18 protein-coding genes are annotated in these 15,200 nt (G+C 63.3%); 11 read left to right on the top strand and 7 right to left on the bottom strand.

What is annotated here, in order from left to right; genetic code table 11:
• The first annotated feature begins 119 nt into the window (after nt 1-119).
• Both BM382_RS16610 and BM382_RS16605 read left to right on the top strand, forming a co-directional pair.
• On the top strand, nt 120-335 hold the full coding sequence (locus BM382_RS16610) for a dodecin (protein ID WP_011058429.1): 216 nt from the start codon (nt 120-122) through the stop codon (nt 333-335).
• Nucleotides 336-469: 134 nt separating this feature from the next.
• Nucleotides 470-694: a DUF1161 domain-containing protein gene (locus BM382_RS16605; protein WP_041114958.1), complete on the top strand. Its 225-nt coding sequence runs from the start codon at nt 470-472 to the stop codon at nt 692-694.
• A gap of 60 nt (nt 695-754) precedes the next feature.
• On the opposite strand, the gene BM382_RS16600 is transcribed toward BM382_RS16605, so the two are convergent.
• Nucleotides 755-1,756 carry an LLM class flavin-dependent oxidoreductase gene (locus BM382_RS16600; protein WP_011058431.1) on the bottom strand — a complete coding sequence of 334 codons (1,002 nt, stop codon included), beginning with the start codon at nt 1,754-1,756 and terminating at the stop codon, nt 755-757.
• Between the two features lie 240 nt (nt 1,757-1,996).
• Here BM382_RS16600 and BM382_RS16595 point away from each other — a divergent pair, with 240 nt between their 5' ends.
• Nucleotides 1,997-2,428, top strand: a complete 432-nt coding sequence (locus BM382_RS16595) for an OsmC family protein (protein ID WP_011058432.1) — start codon at nt 1,997-1,999, stop codon at nt 2,426-2,428.
• Nucleotides 2,429-2,584: 156 nt separating this feature from the next.
• Nucleotides 2,585-2,818 carry a DUF1161 domain-containing protein gene (locus tag BM382_RS16590; RefSeq protein ID WP_011058433.1) on the top strand — a complete coding sequence of 78 codons (234 nt, stop codon included), beginning with the start codon at nt 2,585-2,587 and terminating at the stop codon, nt 2,816-2,818.
• A 6-nt stretch (nt 2,819-2,824) separates the two neighbouring features.
• Here the strand turns inward: BM382_RS16590 and BM382_RS16585 are convergent, their stop codons facing one another.
• Nucleotides 2,825-3,244 carry a PA0061/PA0062 family lipoprotein gene (locus BM382_RS16585; protein WP_011058434.1) on the bottom strand — a complete coding sequence of 140 codons (420 nt, stop codon included), beginning with the start codon at nt 3,242-3,244 and terminating at the stop codon, nt 2,825-2,827.
• Nucleotides 3,245-3,286: 42 nt separating this feature from the next.
• Nucleotides 3,287-3,700: a PA0061/PA0062 family lipoprotein gene (locus tag BM382_RS16580; RefSeq protein ID WP_011058435.1), complete on the bottom strand. Its 414-nt coding sequence runs from the start codon at nt 3,698-3,700 to the stop codon at nt 3,287-3,289.
• A 59-nt stretch (nt 3,701-3,759) separates the two neighbouring features.
• On the opposite strand from BM382_RS16580, the gene BM382_RS16575 reads away from it, so the two are divergent.
• Nucleotides 3,760-4,869 carry an aminopeptidase gene (locus tag BM382_RS16575; RefSeq protein WP_072443343.1) on the top strand — a complete coding sequence of 370 codons (1,110 nt, stop codon included), beginning with the start codon at nt 3,760-3,762 and terminating at the stop codon, nt 4,867-4,869.
• Nucleotides 4,870-4,897: 28 nt separating this feature from the next.
• On the opposite strand, the gene BM382_RS16570 is transcribed toward BM382_RS16575, so the two are convergent.
• Complete coding sequence (locus BM382_RS16570) at nt 4,898-5,548, bottom strand: HAD family hydrolase (RefSeq protein ID WP_011058437.1); 651 nt, start codon at nt 5,546-5,548, stop codon at nt 4,898-4,900.
• A gap of 27 nt (nt 5,549-5,575) precedes the next feature.
• A complete protein-coding gene (locus tag BM382_RS16565; protein WP_019095603.1) occupies nt 5,576-6,121 on the bottom strand; it encodes a gamma carbonic anhydrase family protein in 546 nt (181 codons plus the stop codon).
• Nucleotides 6,122-6,223: 102 nt separating this feature from the next.
• On the opposite strand from BM382_RS16565, the gene prlC reads away from it, so the two are divergent.
• Together prlC and BM382_RS16555 are read left to right on the top strand one after the other, a co-directional pair.
• Nucleotides 6,224-8,275, top strand: coding sequence for an oligopeptidase A (gene prlC, locus BM382_RS16560; RefSeq protein WP_011058439.1), 2,052 nt, complete (start codon nt 6,224-6,226; stop codon nt 8,273-8,275).
• Complete coding sequence (locus tag BM382_RS16555; protein ID WP_011058440.1) at nt 8,272-8,550, top strand: YheV family putative zinc ribbon protein; 279 nt, start codon at nt 8,272-8,274, stop codon at nt 8,548-8,550. The genes prlC and BM382_RS16555 overlap by 4 nt, the downstream gene beginning before the upstream one ends.
• Before the next feature lie 119 nt (nt 8,551-8,669).
• Here BM382_RS16555 and BM382_RS16550 read toward each other — a convergent pair whose 3' ends face one another.
• Nucleotides 8,670-9,329 (bottom strand): phosphatase domain-containing protein, encoded by a 660-nt coding sequence (locus tag BM382_RS16550; protein ID WP_019095605.1) that lies wholly within the window; start codon nt 9,327-9,329, stop codon nt 8,670-8,672.
• Nucleotides 9,330-9,621: 292 nt separating this feature from the next.
• Here BM382_RS16550 and BM382_RS16545 point away from each other — a divergent pair, with 292 nt between their 5' ends.
• Genes BM382_RS16545 through BM382_RS16535 form a run of 3 tightly spaced genes read left to right on the top strand, consistent with a single transcriptional unit; the run spans nt 9,622 to nt 13,481 of the window.
• Entirely contained in the window at nt 9,622-10,377 is a 756-nt protein-coding gene (locus BM382_RS16545) for a gluconate 2-dehydrogenase subunit 3 family protein (protein ID WP_072443341.1), read from the top strand.
• A 2-nt stretch (nt 10,378-10,379) separates the two neighbouring features.
• Complete coding sequence (locus BM382_RS16540; protein WP_019095987.1) at nt 10,380-12,164, top strand: GMC family oxidoreductase; 1,785 nt, start codon at nt 10,380-10,382, stop codon at nt 12,162-12,164.
• Nucleotides 12,165-12,176: 12 nt separating this feature from the next.
• The gene (locus tag BM382_RS16535; protein WP_072443339.1) at nt 12,177-13,481 is read left to right on the top strand and encodes a cytochrome c; all 1,305 of its coding nucleotides are present in this window, start codon (nt 12,177-12,179) and stop codon (nt 13,479-13,481) included.
• Nucleotides 13,482-13,526: 45 nt separating this feature from the next.
• Here BM382_RS16535 and BM382_RS16530 read toward each other — a convergent pair whose 3' ends face one another.
• The gene (locus BM382_RS16530) at nt 13,527-13,883 is read right to left on the bottom strand and encodes a hypothetical protein (protein ID WP_072443337.1); all 357 of its coding nucleotides are present in this window, start codon (nt 13,881-13,883) and stop codon (nt 13,527-13,529) included.
• Between the two features lie 199 nt (nt 13,884-14,082).
• Between BM382_RS16530 and BM382_RS16525 the strand changes: the two genes are divergently transcribed.
• Nucleotides 14,083-15,141: a PA0069 family radical SAM protein gene (locus tag BM382_RS16525; RefSeq protein WP_019095609.1), complete on the top strand. Its 1,059-nt coding sequence runs from the start codon at nt 14,083-14,085 to the stop codon at nt 15,139-15,141.
• Nucleotides 15,142-15,200 lie beyond the last annotated feature (59 nt).

The following is a 15,200-nucleotide window of genomic DNA, read 5'->3' as shown; positions in this document are numbered from 1 at the left end:
TCCGACTGCGGCGTGTTGGGAAAGTGCAGAAAATCTGAACTTAGCCTTGGGCGCAGGCGCCACAAGTAATAAGAAAAATCACTGCTAGGCTGTAATTCACAGCTAAAAAGGAGAGCGCCATGACTGATCATCACACTTACAAGAAAGTCGAACTGGTGGGTTCGTCGCCGAACAGCATCGAAGATGCGATCAACAACGCGCTGGCGGAAGCGCACAAGAGCATCAAGCACCTGGAGTGGTTCGAAGTGACTGAAACCCGGGGCCATATCAAGGACGGCAAAGCGGCGCATTTTCAGGTCACGCTCAAGGTGGGCTTCCGAATTGCCAATAGTTGAAGGCTTGAGCTAGGCTCTGGAACTTGTGCGCTGGCCGAGTGCCATAGGAAATGGCAAAGCGCTACAAGTGTCTTGAGCCTCTGTCAGGCAGGCGTCAATGCCGCCTCTTTTGATCCGACCAGGGAATGTGACCGATGAAAAAACTAGTATTAGCTGCTGCTTTGTTGAGTCTTGCGGGAACAGCCCTTGCCGCTGGCAAGCCGTGCGAAGAACTCAAGAGCGAGATTGCCGCCAAGATCGACGCCAACGGCGCCAAGCACTACTCGCTGGAAGTGGTGGACAAGGGCGCGGCGGCGGATGGCAAGGTAGTCGGCTCCTGCGAAGCCGGTACCAAGGAAATTGTCTACAAGCGCGGTTGAGCCTTGTGGATGGTCAAAAAAAAGCCGACGCAGAACGTCGGCTTTTTCATGCCTGTCGTTTCAGCCTTTCATCACCTGTGACAGCAGCTCGTAGGAGTGCAGCCGATCGGCGTGTTCGTACAGATCGCAGGTGAAGATCAGCTCATCGGCTCCGGTCTGCTCGATCAGCACCTGCAGCTTGGCGCGGATTTTCGCCGGGCTGCCGACCATCGCCAGGCCGAGGAAGCTGGCAACCGCTTCCTTCTCATGGGGCAGCCACAGGCCGTCCATGCTTTGCACCGGTTTGCGCTGGACCAGGCTCTGGCCACGCATCAGCGCCAGGATGCGCTGGTACACCGAAGTCGCCAGGTAATCGGCCTGTTCGTCGGTGTCGGCTGCCACCAGCGGCACGCCAAGCATCACATAAGGCTTGTCGAGCACCGCCGAAGGCTTGAAGTGGTTGCGGTAGACGCGAATCGCCTCGTGCATGTAGCGCGGTGCGAAATGCGAGGCGAAGGCGTAAGGCAAGCCCCGTTCCCCGGCCAGTTGTGCACTGAACAGGCTGGAGCCCAGCAGCCATACCGGCACGTTGGTGCCGGTGCCCGGCATGGCGATCACCCGTTGTTCGGGGGTACGCGGGCCCAGGTAGGCCATCAGTTCGGCCACGTCCTCAGGGAAATCGTCGGCGCTGCCGGAGCGCTCCCGGCGCAGGGCGCGGGCGGTCATCTGGTCGGAACCCGGGGCGCGGCCCAGTCCTAGGTCGATGCGCCCCGGGTACAGGCTTTCCAGGGTGCCGAACTGTTCGGCGATCACCAGGGGCGCGTGGTTGGGCAGCATGACCCCGCCGGAACCGACACGAATGGTCGAAGTACCGCCCGCCAGGTAGCCGATCAGCACCGAGGTAGCGGAACTGGCGATACCGTCCATGTTGTGGTGCTCGGCGACCCAGAAGCGCGTGTAACCGAGTTTCTCCACATGCTGCGCCAAGTCCAGGGAGTTGCGCAGGGACTGCCCCGGGCTGCCGTTTTCACGCACGGGCACCAGGTCGAGGGTCGAGTATTTAACAGCGGACAGCGGTTTCATAAGCCTGCTTCTCCTTGGGGTGCGCAGGCTTTTGTCATGAGCCAAAACCTGCCGAAGTCTGTAAGTCAGATCTATGCAATGTGGGCATATACCCGAGTTTCAATAGCCTGAGTGAATTTGTCGGGTAAACGGGCATCGGCGACAACGGCTGAACTTTGCCATCGGATCTATCCTCAGAACCCTTAGGCAACAAAAAACATCAGGGTGCGAACTTTCGCACCGGTTCTTGAGGAGAAAGCGATGAGCATCAAAAAGAAAGCCTCGGCGCACTGGGAAGGTGACCTGAAAACCGGCATTGGCTCGATCTCGACCGAAACCGGCGTGTTGCGTGAGGCGCCCTACGGCTTCAAGGCGCGTTTCGAAGGCGGCAAGGGCACCAACCCGGAGGAACTGATTGGCGCGGCCCACGCGGGCTGTTTCTCCATGGCCTTTTCCATGATCCTTGGCGAGGCCGGGCTCAAGGCGGACAGCATCGACACCCAGGCAGAAGTGACCCTGGACCAGGTCGATGGCGGCTTTGCCATTACCGCGGTGCACCTGATCCTCAAGGCGAAGATCCCCGGTGCCAGCCAGCAGCAGTTCGATGAGCTGAGCAAGAAGGCCAAGGAAGGGTGCCCGGTGTCCAAGGTGCTCAACGCCAAGATCAGCCTGGATGCGACGCTGCTGAGTTGAGGCAACTGCTTGGCCGGCAAGCCGGCTCCTGCACCGGTCCGTAGGAGCGGGCATGCCGGCGAATGCGCCTGTGCGGCGGACAAGCACCTGTGGTCGAATACGCGACTGCGGCTTCAGCGCACCCCCGTGTGCACCGCAGCAAGGGAGCTTTAGATCATGAAACGTTTTGCCTTGGCGGTTGTTAGTTGTGCGCTGGCCACATCGGCCCTGGCCGCGCCCAAGCCCTGCGAGGAACTCAAGGCCGAGATCGAAGCCAAGATCCAGGCCCAGGGCGTACCTTCCTACACCCTGGAAATCGTCACCAACGATGAAGTCCACGACAACAACATGGTGGTCGGCAGCTGTGAAAACGGCACCAGGAAGATCATCTATCAGAAGAACGATCGCTGACCCGACTCAGGGCACGCAGTTGATCATGCGCTCCTCGGCGACTATTTCGCGCTGGGCGTTGTACAGCCGGGCGCTGGGGGTGAACCCCAGGTTGCGCGCCTCCAGGCGATAGCGCTGGCCGGCCTGGAAATGGTCGTAGCGCAGGCTCAGGTAGCACAGGCGCTCCTGGGGATCGTTGTTCATGCCCATGCCGCCGGCGAACACTTCGAAATCGAAGCGCACCATCAATTCGTGGCTGCCGGGGCTGACCTGGAAGAAGCGCCCGTCGTCCAGGCGCTGGTTGTCCAGGCGTTCGGCCATGACCAGCTTGCCCCCGGGCGTCGGGGTGGCCAGGTCGATCCAGGCCTGTTGCGGATCGACGCCCGGCAGGGGCGTAGTGCAGGCGCTGAGGGTGCCAAGGGCGAGAAACAGTAGAAATGGACGCATGACTGGGGCCGAGTGAGCGAGAGGCCCTCAGCATAGCGCCGTTCAACTGCGCTGGCAGCCTGCCGGCCGGGCTTTGTCGAGCAGGGTGTGCTGCTCGTCGTAGAGCCTGGCCCAGGGGTGGAAACCGATGTTCCCGGCCTGTACCTGGTAGCGCTGGCCGGCACCGAAATCCTTGAATTTCACGTTCAGCTGGCAATCGCGCCACAGCGGCTCGGCGTCTGGCCCGATGTTGCTCGGTTGCACGGCGAACTGGTAGCGCAGGGTCAGTTCATGGCTGCCGGGCTGGACCTGGAAATAGCGCGGATCATCGATGTTCTTGGCGTCCACCTCCAATGCCTGCAGGTGGGTGTCCCGGGGCGGAGCCAGGTCGACCCAGGCCTGGGCCGGGTCGGGGTCGGGCAGGCCGGCGCAACCGCCGAGGGTCAGCAGGCCGGTGGTCAACAGCAACACGCGCATGGCGAAACTCCAGGCTGGCGAGATAGTCTTGCGGACAGACTCTCTGTGGATGATTCGATTTGACTAGGCCGTGTTCAAGCCATGGGTTACTTGATCCTCTTTTACGGTTTTTGTTTCCGGCACTGATGCTTTTGCTGCTCAACGGTTGCAGCAGCGTCGGTTATTACAGCCAGCTGGCCAGTGGCCAATTGCAGCTGCTGCGAGCCCGTGTGCCGGTGGCGCAAGTCGTCGCCGACCCGAGCCGCGATGCGAGCCTGCGTGCCCATCTGGCCCAGTCGCAGCAGGCACGCCGCTTTGCCAGCGAGCACCTGCACCTGCCGGACAACCGCAGCTATCGGCTGTACGTCGACATCGGGCGGCCCTATGTGGTGTGGAACGTGTTCGCCACCCCGGAGTTTTCCCTGAACCCGCAAACCCACTGCTTTCCCATTGCCGGTTGCGTGGCTTACCGCGGCTATTACAGCCAGGGCGCGGCCCGGGGCGAGGCGGCGTTGCAGCAGTTGAAGGGCATGGACGTGGCGATCGGCGGGGTCGAGGCGTATTCCACCCTGGGCTGGTTCGACGACCCGATCATCAGTTCGATGATGCACTGGGGCGACGAGCGCCTGGCGACCCTGATCTTCCACGAGCTGGCGCACCAGCGCTTCTATGTGAAGGACGACACCGAGTTCAACGAGTCCTACGCCACCTTCGTCGAGCAGGAAGGCACCCGCCAGTGGCGCGCCTATCGCGGGCTGGCGCCATTGAGCGACGGCGAGTTGCGCCAGCGTGACCAGTTCACCCAGCTGGTGCTCGATACCCGCAAGCGCCTGGAGCAGCTGTATGCCCTGCCCTTGCCCGCCGAGCAGATGCGCCAGCGCAAGGCCGCGGAGTTCGAGCGCATGCGCAGCGAGTATCGGCAGTTGCGCGACAGCCAGTGGGCCGGTTCCAAGCGCTATGACGCCTGGATCAACGCCCCGCTGAACAACGCCCGGCTGCTGCCCTTCGGCCTGTATGACCAATGGGTGCCGGCGTTTGCCGCCTTGTTCAGGCAGGTGAAGGGGGACTGGCCGGCATTCTTCGCCGCCGTGGAGACGCTGGGACGTTTGCCGGCCGAGGAGCGCAAGGCGGCCCTGATCCGGTTGCAGGACACCGTCGCCCTGGCGCCGGCTCCTGCTTCGGGCCTGTAGCAGCCGGCTTGCCGGCGAAGCCTCTGCCCTAACGCGGCAAAAACGCCTGGTGCAGCTCGCCCAGGGTCTGGAAGTGATAGGCCGGGGCTTCGGCAGTCAATTCCTCATGGCTGCCAAAGCCATACCCCACCGCCGCCGCGTCCAGCCCGTTGCGCCTGGCGCCGATCAGGTCGTGCTTGCGGTCGCCGATCATCAATGTGCTGGCAGGGTCGAGTTGCTCCTGCTCCAGCAGATGGGCGATCAGCTCCACCTTGTCGGTGCGGGTGCCGTCCAGTTCGCTGCCGTAGATCACCTTGAAGTGCTTGGCGAAGTCGAAGTGACGGGCGATCTCCCGGGCGAAGACCCAGGGCTTGGAGGTCGCGATGTACAGTTGCCGCCCTTGCCCGCCGAGGGTTTCCAGCAGCGGCGTGACGCCATCGAAGACGCGGTTTTCATACAGGCCGGTGACCTTGAAGCGTTCGCGATAGAAGTTCACCGCTTCCCAGGCCCGGGCCTCGTCGAAGCCGTAGAACTGCATGAAGGCCTGCAACAGCGGCGGGCCGATGAAGTGTTCCAGTTTGCTCAGGTCCGGCTCGTCGATGCCCAGTTTGCCCAGGGCGAACTGGATCGAACGGGTGATGCCCTCGCGAGGGTCGGTGAGGGTGCCGTCGAGGTCGAACAGTACGGTTTGGTAATGCATGGGGATTCCTGGGCTGTGCAAGGGGGGTCAGGGCCGGTCGTAGCCTTCGGCCAGGTGCAGGTCCTTGAGCTTCACGTAGTTGGCGGCGCTGTAGGTGAAGAAGGCGCGCTCCTTGTCGGTCAGCGGGCGCGCCTGCCTCACCGGGCTGCCGACATACAGGAAGCCGCTTTCCAGGCGCTTGCCCGGCGGCACCAGGCTGCCGGCGCCGACTATCACATCGTCCTCCACCACCGCGCCATCCATGACAATGCTGCCCATGCCGATCAGCACCCGGCTGCCGATGCTGCAACCGTGGAGCATGACCTTGTGGGCGATGGTCACGTCGTCGCCGATCAGCAGCGGGAAGCCGTCGGGGTTGAACGGGCCGGCGTGGGTGATGTGCAGCACGCTGGCGTCCTGCACGCTGGTGCGCGCGCCGATGCGGATGCGGTGCATGTCGCCGCGGATCACGGTCAGCGGCCAGACCGAGCTGTCGGCGCCGATTTCCACGTCGCCGATGACCACCGCCGAGTGGTCGACAAAGGCCCGCTCGCCCAGGTTCGGGGTGTGGTTCTGGTAGCTGCGAATGGCCAAGTGCGAATGCCTCTCTGAGATTTATTAATGGGGGCTATAGCTGCGGTGGGCGTCGATTGTAATTAAGATGGCTCAATGTTTCTTCCAGCCAAGGTGCCCACCGTGAGTGTGAACAACCCTCTTCTGCAGCCCTACGACCTGCCGCCGTTCTCGGCGATCCGCGCCGAGCATGTGCAACCGGCCATCGAACAGATCCTGGCTGACAACCGCGCCGCCATCGCTGACATCCTCAAGACCCAAGCCACCCAGCCGACCTGGGCTGGCCTGGTGCTGGCCATGGACGAGCTCAATGATCGCCTGGGCGCTGCCTGGAGCCCGGTCAGCCACCTCAACGCAGTGTGCAACAGCGCCGAACTGCGTGAAGCCTACGAGGCCTGCCTGCCGGCCCTGAGCGCCTATTCCACGGAAATGGGCCAGAACCGCGAGCTGTTCCAGGCCTTCGACGCCCTGGCCAAGAGCCCGGAAGCCGCCGGTTTCGACGTGGCGCAGAAGACTATCCTCGAACACTCCCTGCGGGACTTCCGCCTGTCGGGCATCGACCTGCCGCCCGAGCAGCAAAAGCGTTATGCCGAGGTGCAGAGCAAGCTTTCCGAGCTGGGCAGCCGGTTCTCCAACCAACTGCTGGATGCCACCCAGGCCTGGACCAAGCACATCACCGACGAAGCCGCCCTGGCCGGCCTGACCGACTCGGCCAAGGCGCAAATGGCTGCCGCCGCCCAGGCCAAGGACCTGGAAGGCTGGCTGATCACCCTGGAATTCCCCAGCTACTACGCAGTGATGACCTATGCCCAGGACCGTGCCCTGCGCGAAGAAGTCTATGCCGCCTACAGCACCCGCGCGTCGGACCAGGGCCCTAACGCCGGTCAGAACGACAACGGTCCGGTGATGGAAGAAATCCTCGACCTGCGTCAGGAGTTGGCCAAGCTCCTGGGTTTCGCCAGCTTCTCCGAGTTGAGCCTGGCCACCAAGATGGCCGAGTCCAGCGACCAGGTGCTGAGCTTCCTGCGGGACCTGGCCAAGCGCAGCAAGCCGTTTGCCGCCCAGGACCTGGAGCAGCTCAAGGCCTACGCCGCCGAACAGGGTTGCCCCGACCTGCAAAGCTGGGACAGCGGTTTCTACGGCGAGAAGCTGCGTGAGCAGCGCTACAGCGTTTCCCAGGAAGCCCTGCGCGCCTATTTCCCCATCGACAAGGTGCTGAGCGGGCTGTTCGCCATTGTCCAGCGCCTGTACGGCATCGAGATCGCCGAGCAGAAAGGTTTCGATACCTGGCACCCGGACGTGCGCCTGTTCGAGATCAAGGAAAACGGCCAGCACGTCGGCCGCTTCTTCTTCGACCTCTATGCCCGCGCCAACAAGCGCGGCGGTGCCTGGATGGACGGTGCCCGCGATCGCCGTCGCACGCTGGACGGGGTATTGCAAAGCCCGGTAGCCAACCTGGTGTGCAACTTCACTCCGGCGGTCAGCGGCAAGCCGGCCTTGCTGACCCACGATGAAGTCACCACCCTGTTCCACGAATTCGGCCACGGCCTGCACCACCTGCTGACCCGGGTCGAGCACGCCGGAGTGTCCGGGATCAACGGCGTGGCCTGGGACGCCGTCGAGCTGCCGAGCCAGTTCATGGAGAACTGGTGCTGGGAGCCGGAAGGCCTGGCACTGATCTCCGGCCACTATGAAAGCGGCGAACCGCTGCCCCAGGACCTGCTGCAGAAGATGCTGGCGGCGAAGAACTTCCAGTCCGGGCTGATGATGGTGCGCCAGCTGGAATTTTCCCTGTTCGACTTCGAACTGCACGCCACCCACGGCGACGGCCGCAGCGTGCTGCAAGTGCTGGAAACCGTGCGCGACGAAGTCTCGGTGATGCGCCCGCCGGCCTACAACCGCTTCCCCAACAGCTTCGCGCACATCTTCGCCGGCGGTTACGCCGCGGGGTACTACAGCTACAAGTGGGCGGAAGTGCTGTCGGCCGACGCCTTCTCCAGGTTCGAGGAAGAGGGTGTGCTCAATTCGGCCACCGGGCGTGCGTTCCGCGAGGCGATCCTGGCCCGTGGCGGCTCCCAGGAGCCTATGGTGCTGTTCGTCGATTTCCGCGGACGGGCGCCGTCGATTGACGCACTCTTGCGCCACAGCGGCCTCAGCGAGGACGCGGCAGCATGAGTGACGCACCCGTGAAGACCAAGAAACGCTTTATTGCCGGGGCGGTATGCCCGGCGTGCAGTGAGCAGGACAAGCTGATGATGTGGAGTGAGGACGATGTGCCTCATCGCGAGTGTGTGGCCTGTGGCTACTCCGACACCCTCAACGAACAGGGGCTGTCGGTGCCCAAGGAACTCGGGACCCGGGTCAACAGCGCGACGCCCAAGGTGGCGGACATCAAGGTGCAATCGGTGCAGTTTTTCCCCAACCCCAAGTTGAAGAAAAAGACTGACTGACCCCGCAGTAAAAAGCCGGCTCCCCTCCAGGAGCCGGCTTGCCGGCGAAGCGATTCGCCCCCCTTCTTTCGATCCCTGGGTTTTCGCAAGCAGGCTCGCTCCTACACAGGGTGTGGCGCTCAGTTGCTCAGCGGCTTGGTCGCGCTCACCGTCTCGAACCAGCTCTTCACCGAACAGGTGGCGAATACGCTGGTGCTGCAATCGCCATTGGCCAGGGCGGTGCGCAGTTTGTCGACATCGGCCTGCATCATGTAGCGAATGCCATCCTTGAAGTGGGAACTGTCGCCGTACCCACCCTGGGTCATTTCATTCAGCGCTTCTTCTTTGCTCCAACCCTGGATCACCACCCGGTACATGGCCGACATCAGGCCGGTGCGGTCCGAACCATGCTTGCAATGCATCAGCACCGGGCCTTGGGCTTCGGCGCTCTGGATCGCGCGCAGGGCCTTGAGCACATCGGCGTCGTCCACATGGTTGGTGCGATAAGGCAACTGCACCTGGTTGATGCCCGGTGCCGACAGCCAGCTGGCGTCGGATTCCGGCAGGAAGTTGATCACCGTTGCCACCTTGAGCTGCTGCAGCAGCGGCACCGCGCCTTTGTCCGGCAGGGCGCTGCGATACAGGGTCGGGGACATCTGGTACAGGTTGTACTGCTTTTCCACTGGCTGCGCCCATTGGTCCGGGCGGCTGGAGGGGGCCTCTGCGGCTTGTACCTGGGGCCCGGCCAGCAGTGCCAGCAACGACAGGCAAAGGGCCGGGATGAAACGAATGCTCGACATGCGCGGGATCACCGATGAGGGGATTCAATGCCGCGCAGTATCGATTTGCCGGGGTCAAAGCCCCGTGAGCCCCCTGTCAAAGAATCGTGAAGCTGATCCGCTTTTTCCGGCGGTTTCTGATCTTTTTTCCGCCTGAAACGATTCATCTGGATGCTTAGCCTGCTACCATTTGTAACTAAAGTTTGCTGATGTGTTCATAAAACCGGGTCTTCCCGGCCTTTTGCGTTGCCAAAACACAAAGTCGCGCCATGACGCGGCTGACCAATCCATCAATGCCTGATGAGGTGCACCCATGTCTGATCAAGATCGAGACAACCCGCGGCGTGAGTTCTTGCGTAAATCCCTGACCTTGATCCCTGTGGTCACCGTCGCCAGCACCGGCCTGGGCGGCTCCCTGCTGGCGGCTGCACCTGAAACGGCCGCCGCTGCCACACCGGCCACGCCGGGCAAGCAGCCCGCCGGCAGCGGCCAGGGCTATGAGCCGGGCTATTTCACCGCCGAGGAGTGGGCCTTCATCAAGGCCGCGGTGGAACGCCTGATCCCGGCCGACGAAATGGGCCCGGGAGCCCTGGAAGCCGGCGTGCCGGAATACATCGACCGGCAGATGAATACCCCCTACGCCGCTGGCGCTCTGTGGTACATGCAAGGCCCGTTCAAGGCCGATGCCGTACCGGAGATGGGCTGGCAGAGCAAACTGGTGCCCAAGGACATCTATCGCCTGGGCATTGCCGCCACGGATGCGTGGTGCAAAGAGCTCAAGGGGCAAACATTTGCTGCGCAAGACAGCGCTACCCGAGACGACTTGCTCAAGCAACTGGAGGCCGGAACCCCGCAGTTCGACGCGGTCCCGGCCAAGCTTTTCTTCAATCTGCTGTTGCAGAACACCAAGGAAGGCTTCTTCAGCGATCCGATCCACGGTGGCAATAAAGGCCTGGTGGGCTGGACCCTGATCGGCTTTCCCGGCGCTCGCGCCGATTTCATGGATTGGGTGGAACGCAACGAGCAATACCCCTTCCCGGCTGTATCGATTCGCGGCGAGAGGGCTTGAGCATGGCAACAGTGATGAAGAAGGTCGACGCAGTGATCGTCGGTTTCGGCTGGACCGGCGCGATCATGGCCAAGGAACTGACCGAGGCCGGGCTCAATGTGCTGGCGCTGGAACGCGGGCCGATGCAGGACACCTACCCGGATGGCAACTATCCCCAGGTGATCGACGAACTCACCTACAGCGTGCGCAAGAAACTCTTCCAGGACATTTCCAAAGAGACGGTGACCATCCGCCACAGCGTCAACGACGTGGCCCTGCCCAACCGGCAACTGGGGGCCTTCCTGCCGGGCAATGGCGTGGGCGGCGCCGGCCTGCACTGGTCCGGGGTGCACTTTCGGGTCGACCCCATCGAGCTGCGCATGCGCAGCCACTACGAAGAACGCTACGGTAAGAACTTCATCCCCAAGGACATGACCATCCAGGACTTCGGCGTCAGCTATGAAGAGCTGGAGCCGTTCTTCGACTACGCGGAAAAGGTCTTCGGCACCTCGGGCCAGGCCTGGACCGTGAAGGGCCAACTGGTGGGCGACGGCAAGGGCGGCAACCCTTATGCGCCGGATCGCTCGGACCACTTCCCGCTGGAATCGCAGAAGAACACCTATTCCGCACAGCTGTTTCAGAAAGCGGCCAATGAGGTGGGCTACAAGCCCTACAACCTGCCGTCGGCCAATACCTCGGGGCCTTACACCAACCCCTATGGCGCACAGATGGGGCCGTGCAACTTTTGCGGTTTCTGCAGCGGCTACGTCTGCTACATGTACTCCAAGGCCTCGCCCAACGTGAACATCCTGCCGGCCCTCAAGCCGCTGCCGAACTTCGAGCTGCGGCCCAACTCCCACGTGCTCAGGGTCAACCTCGACAGCAGCAAGACCCGCGCCACCGGCGTGACCTACGTCGATGGCCAGGGCCGCGAGATCGAGCAGCCGGCGGACCTGGTGATCCTCGGCGCCTTCCAGTTCCACAACGTGCGCCTGATGTTGCTGTCGGGCATCGGCAAGCCCTACGACCCGATCACCGGCGAAGGCGTGGTGGGCAAGAACTTCGCCTACCAGAACATGGCCACCATCAAGGCCTACTTCGACAAGGACGTGCACACCAACAACTTCATCGGCGCCGGCGGCAACGGCGTGGCGGTGGACGACTTCAACGCCGACAACTTCGACCACGGCCCCCACGGCTTTGTCGGCGGCTCGCCGATGTGGGTCAACCAGGCCGGTAGCCGGCCCATCGCCGGCACCTCCAACCCGCCGGGTACCCCGGCCTGGGGCAGTGCCTGGAAGAAAGCCACCGCCGACTACTACACCCATCAGGTCTCCATGGACGCCCACGGAGCGCATCAGTCCTACCGTGGCAACTACCTGGATCTGGACCCGGTGTACCGCGATGCCTACGGCTTGCCCCTGCTACGGATGACCTTCGACTGGCAGGAAAACGACATCAAGATGAACCGCTTCATGGTGGAGAAAATGGGCAAGATCGCCGAGGCGATGAACCCCAAGGCCATTGCCTTGCTGGGCAAGAAGGTCGGTGAGCACTTCAACACTGCGTCCTACCAGACCACCCACTTGAACGGCGGCGCGATCATGGGCACCGACCCTAGGACCAGCGCCCTGAACCGCTACCTGCAAAGCTGGGACGTGCACAACGTCTTCGTGCCCGGGGCTTCGGCCTTCCCTCAAGGCCTGGGCTACAACCCTACCGGCCTGGTGGCGGCGTTGACCTACTGGTCGGCCCGGGCGATCCGCGAGCAGTACCTGAAAAACCCCGGCCCGCTGGTTCAGGCATAAGGAGCGATGACCATGAAAGCACTCGTTATCGCCACCCTGGCGCTGCTGGGCAGCGCAGCCGCCAATGCTGCCGAAGCGGATCAGCAAGCCCTGGTGCAACAGGGCGAATACCTGGCCCGCGCCGGTGACTGCGTAGCCTGCCATACCGCCAAGGACGGCAAGCCGTTCGCCGGCGGGCTGCCGATGGAGACCCCCATCGGCGTGATCTATTCCACCAACATCACCCCGGACAAGACCGGCATCGGCGACTACAGCTTCGAGGACTTCGACAAAGCCGTGCGCCATGGTGTGGCCAAGGGCGGCAGCACCCTGTACCCGGCCATGCCGTTTCCTTCCTACGCCCGAGTCAGCGACGCCGACATGCAGGCGTTGTATGCCTACTTCATGAAGGGCGTGGCACCGGTGCCCCGGGACAACCAGGACAGTGACATTCCCTGGCCCCTGAGCATGCGCTGGCCGTTGTCCATCTGGCGCTGGATGTTCGCCCCGAGCGTGGAGACCCCGGCACCTGCGGCTGGCAGCGATCCGGTGATCAGCCGCGGTGCCTACCTGGTGGAAGGCCTGGGCCACTGCGGCGCCTGCCACACGCCACGGGCCCTGACCATGCAGGAGAAGGCCCTGAGCGCCAGCGATGGCAGCGACTTCCTGTCTGGCAGCGCGCCGCTGGAGGGCTGGATCGCCAAAAGCCTGCGTGGCGATCACAAGGATGGCCTGGGCAGCTGGAGCGAAGAGCAACTGGTGCAGTTCCTCAAGACCGGTCGCAGTGATCGCAGCGCGGTGTTCGGCGGCATGAGCGATGTGGTGGTCCACAGCATGCAGTACATGACCGACGCAGACCTGACGGCGATTGCCCGCTATCTCAAGTCCCTGCCGGCCAATGACCCCAAGGACCAGCCGCACCAGTACGACAAGCAAGTGGCCCAGGCCCTGTGGAACGGTGACGACAGCAAGCCGGGCGCGGCGGTGTACATCGACAACTGCGCGGCCTGCCACCGCACCGACGGCCACGGCTACACCCGGGTGTTCCCGGCGCTGGCGGGCAACCCCGTGCTGCAATCGGCGGATGCCACCTCGCTGATCCATATCGTGCTCAAGGGCGGCACCTTGCCAGCGACCCACAGCGCGCCTTCGACCTTCACCATGCCGGCCTTCGCCTGGCGCCTGTCGGATCAGGAGGTGGCCGATGTGGTCAACTTCATCCGCAGCAGCTGGGGCAACCAGGCCTCGGCGGTGAAGCCCGGGGATGTGGCGGCGCTGCGCAACGGCGACTTGCAGAGTACCTCCAACGACGACCTGGGGCAGGTCACCAGCCACTAGCCCCAAGGCCGGCGCTCGCTGCGGGCGCCGGCCCGGGATGGCCGTTCAGCCCTGGGTGAAGCGCTGGATGCCCCGGCGGCTTTCCAGTTGATAGCCGGCGATGCAGTCCGCCAGCCCGGCGGTCATCAGGTCTTGCCAGCTTGCGGGGAGCAGGCCGATGCCTTCGTGGCAGGGGCTCCAGCGCACCTCGGCGAACTTCGGGTCCGCTTCATCGAAGGGTTGCTGGCCGTTCACAGTGGCCTTTTCGATGTCCTGGGTGCACAGCTCGAATTCGCAGGCCACTCCCCACAACTGCCCGTCGGGGGCCCTGACGATGATCAGGTCGGCACCTTGTTCGTAGCTGGGGAGGTAGGCCTCTGCGGCGTAGAAAATCTTTTCCAGCGTGCCGGGTGTCCTGGGCATGCTCGTGCTCCTGTTCTTTGAGCCTGCCTTATACCCTAACGCCACACGCCCGCAGTAGCCGGCTTGTCGGCCAAGGATGCGGTACGCCTTGTGTCGCACTGGGGAACGTCCGCTGTCAGGGGTGGGTTTCGGTCCGACGGTGCTGGTCAGGTAAATCCGGCTCCATTACTGTATGTGCATACAGTTATGGAGTTCTTCCATGTTCAACCCCCTGCCTCCCCGTGGTCGCGGTACCGCGAGCAATCCGCACAACCGTTTTGCGCCCAATCGTTCGGTGGCCGAGGATGATGGCTGGTACCAGGAAGTGCCGTTGACCCAGGGCACCGAGGTGCGCTTTGAAACGGCCAAGTCGATCATCACCCGCAACAGTTCGCCGGACCTGCCCTTCGACCGCTCCATCAACCCCTATCGCGGTTGCGAGCACGGTTGCATCTATTGCTACGCGCGGCCCAGCCACGCCTATTGGGACCTGTCCCCGGGGCTGGATTTCGAAACCAAGCTGATCGCCAAGAGCAACACCGCGGCCTTGCTGGAGCAGCAACTGTCCAAGCCCGGCTATCGCTGCGCACCGATCAACCTGGGGTCCAATACCGATCCCTACCAGCCCATCGAGCGCGAACAGCAGTTGACCCGGCGCACCCTGGAGGTGCTGCTGCGCTATCGACACCCGGTGACCATCGTCACCAAGGGCTCATTGATCCTCCGGGACCTGGACCTGCTGAGCGAGCTGGCGCGCCAGCGCCTGGTGGCGGTGATGATCAGCCTGACCACTTTGGACGATGAGTTGAAGCGCATTCTCGAGCCCCGGGCGGCGGCGCCCAAGGCGCGCTTGCGGGCCATCCGGGTGATGCGCGGGGCGGGCATCCCGGTGGGCGTGCTGTGTTCGCCGATGATTCCGATGATCAACGACAGCGAGCTGGAAAGCCTGCTCAGCGAGGCCCATGCCGCGGGGGCGCAGAGCGCGGCCTACATGATGCTGCGCCTGCCCCTGGAAGTGGCGCCGCTGTTCGAGGAGTGGCTGGCGGCGCATTACCCGCAAAGGGCGGCCCATGTGCTCAGCCTGATCCGCCAGAGCCGTGGCGGTGAGCTCTACGACAGCCGTTTTGGCGCCCGCATGCGCGGTGAAGGGCCCTTCGCCGATCTGCTGGCCCAGCGTTTTGCCAAGGCGCTCAAGCGTCTGGGGATCAACCGTCGCGAGGGTTTCGATCTCGACTGTTCAGCCTTCTGTCCGCCGGGCGGGCAGATGTCGTTGTTGTGAGCGGCATTGGCCTATCGTTGAGTAGTGGGCGCAGCGTTCCCGAGGTACTCTGGTCGCCT

The organism is Pseudomonas sp. NFPP25 (assembly GCF_900116505.1).
Lineage (GTDB): Bacteria > Pseudomonadota > Gammaproteobacteria > Pseudomonadales > Pseudomonadaceae > Aquipseudomonas > Aquipseudomonas protegens.
Note: the sequence above shows the minus strand (reverse complement) of the source record. Positions and strands in the feature narration are given on the sequence as shown.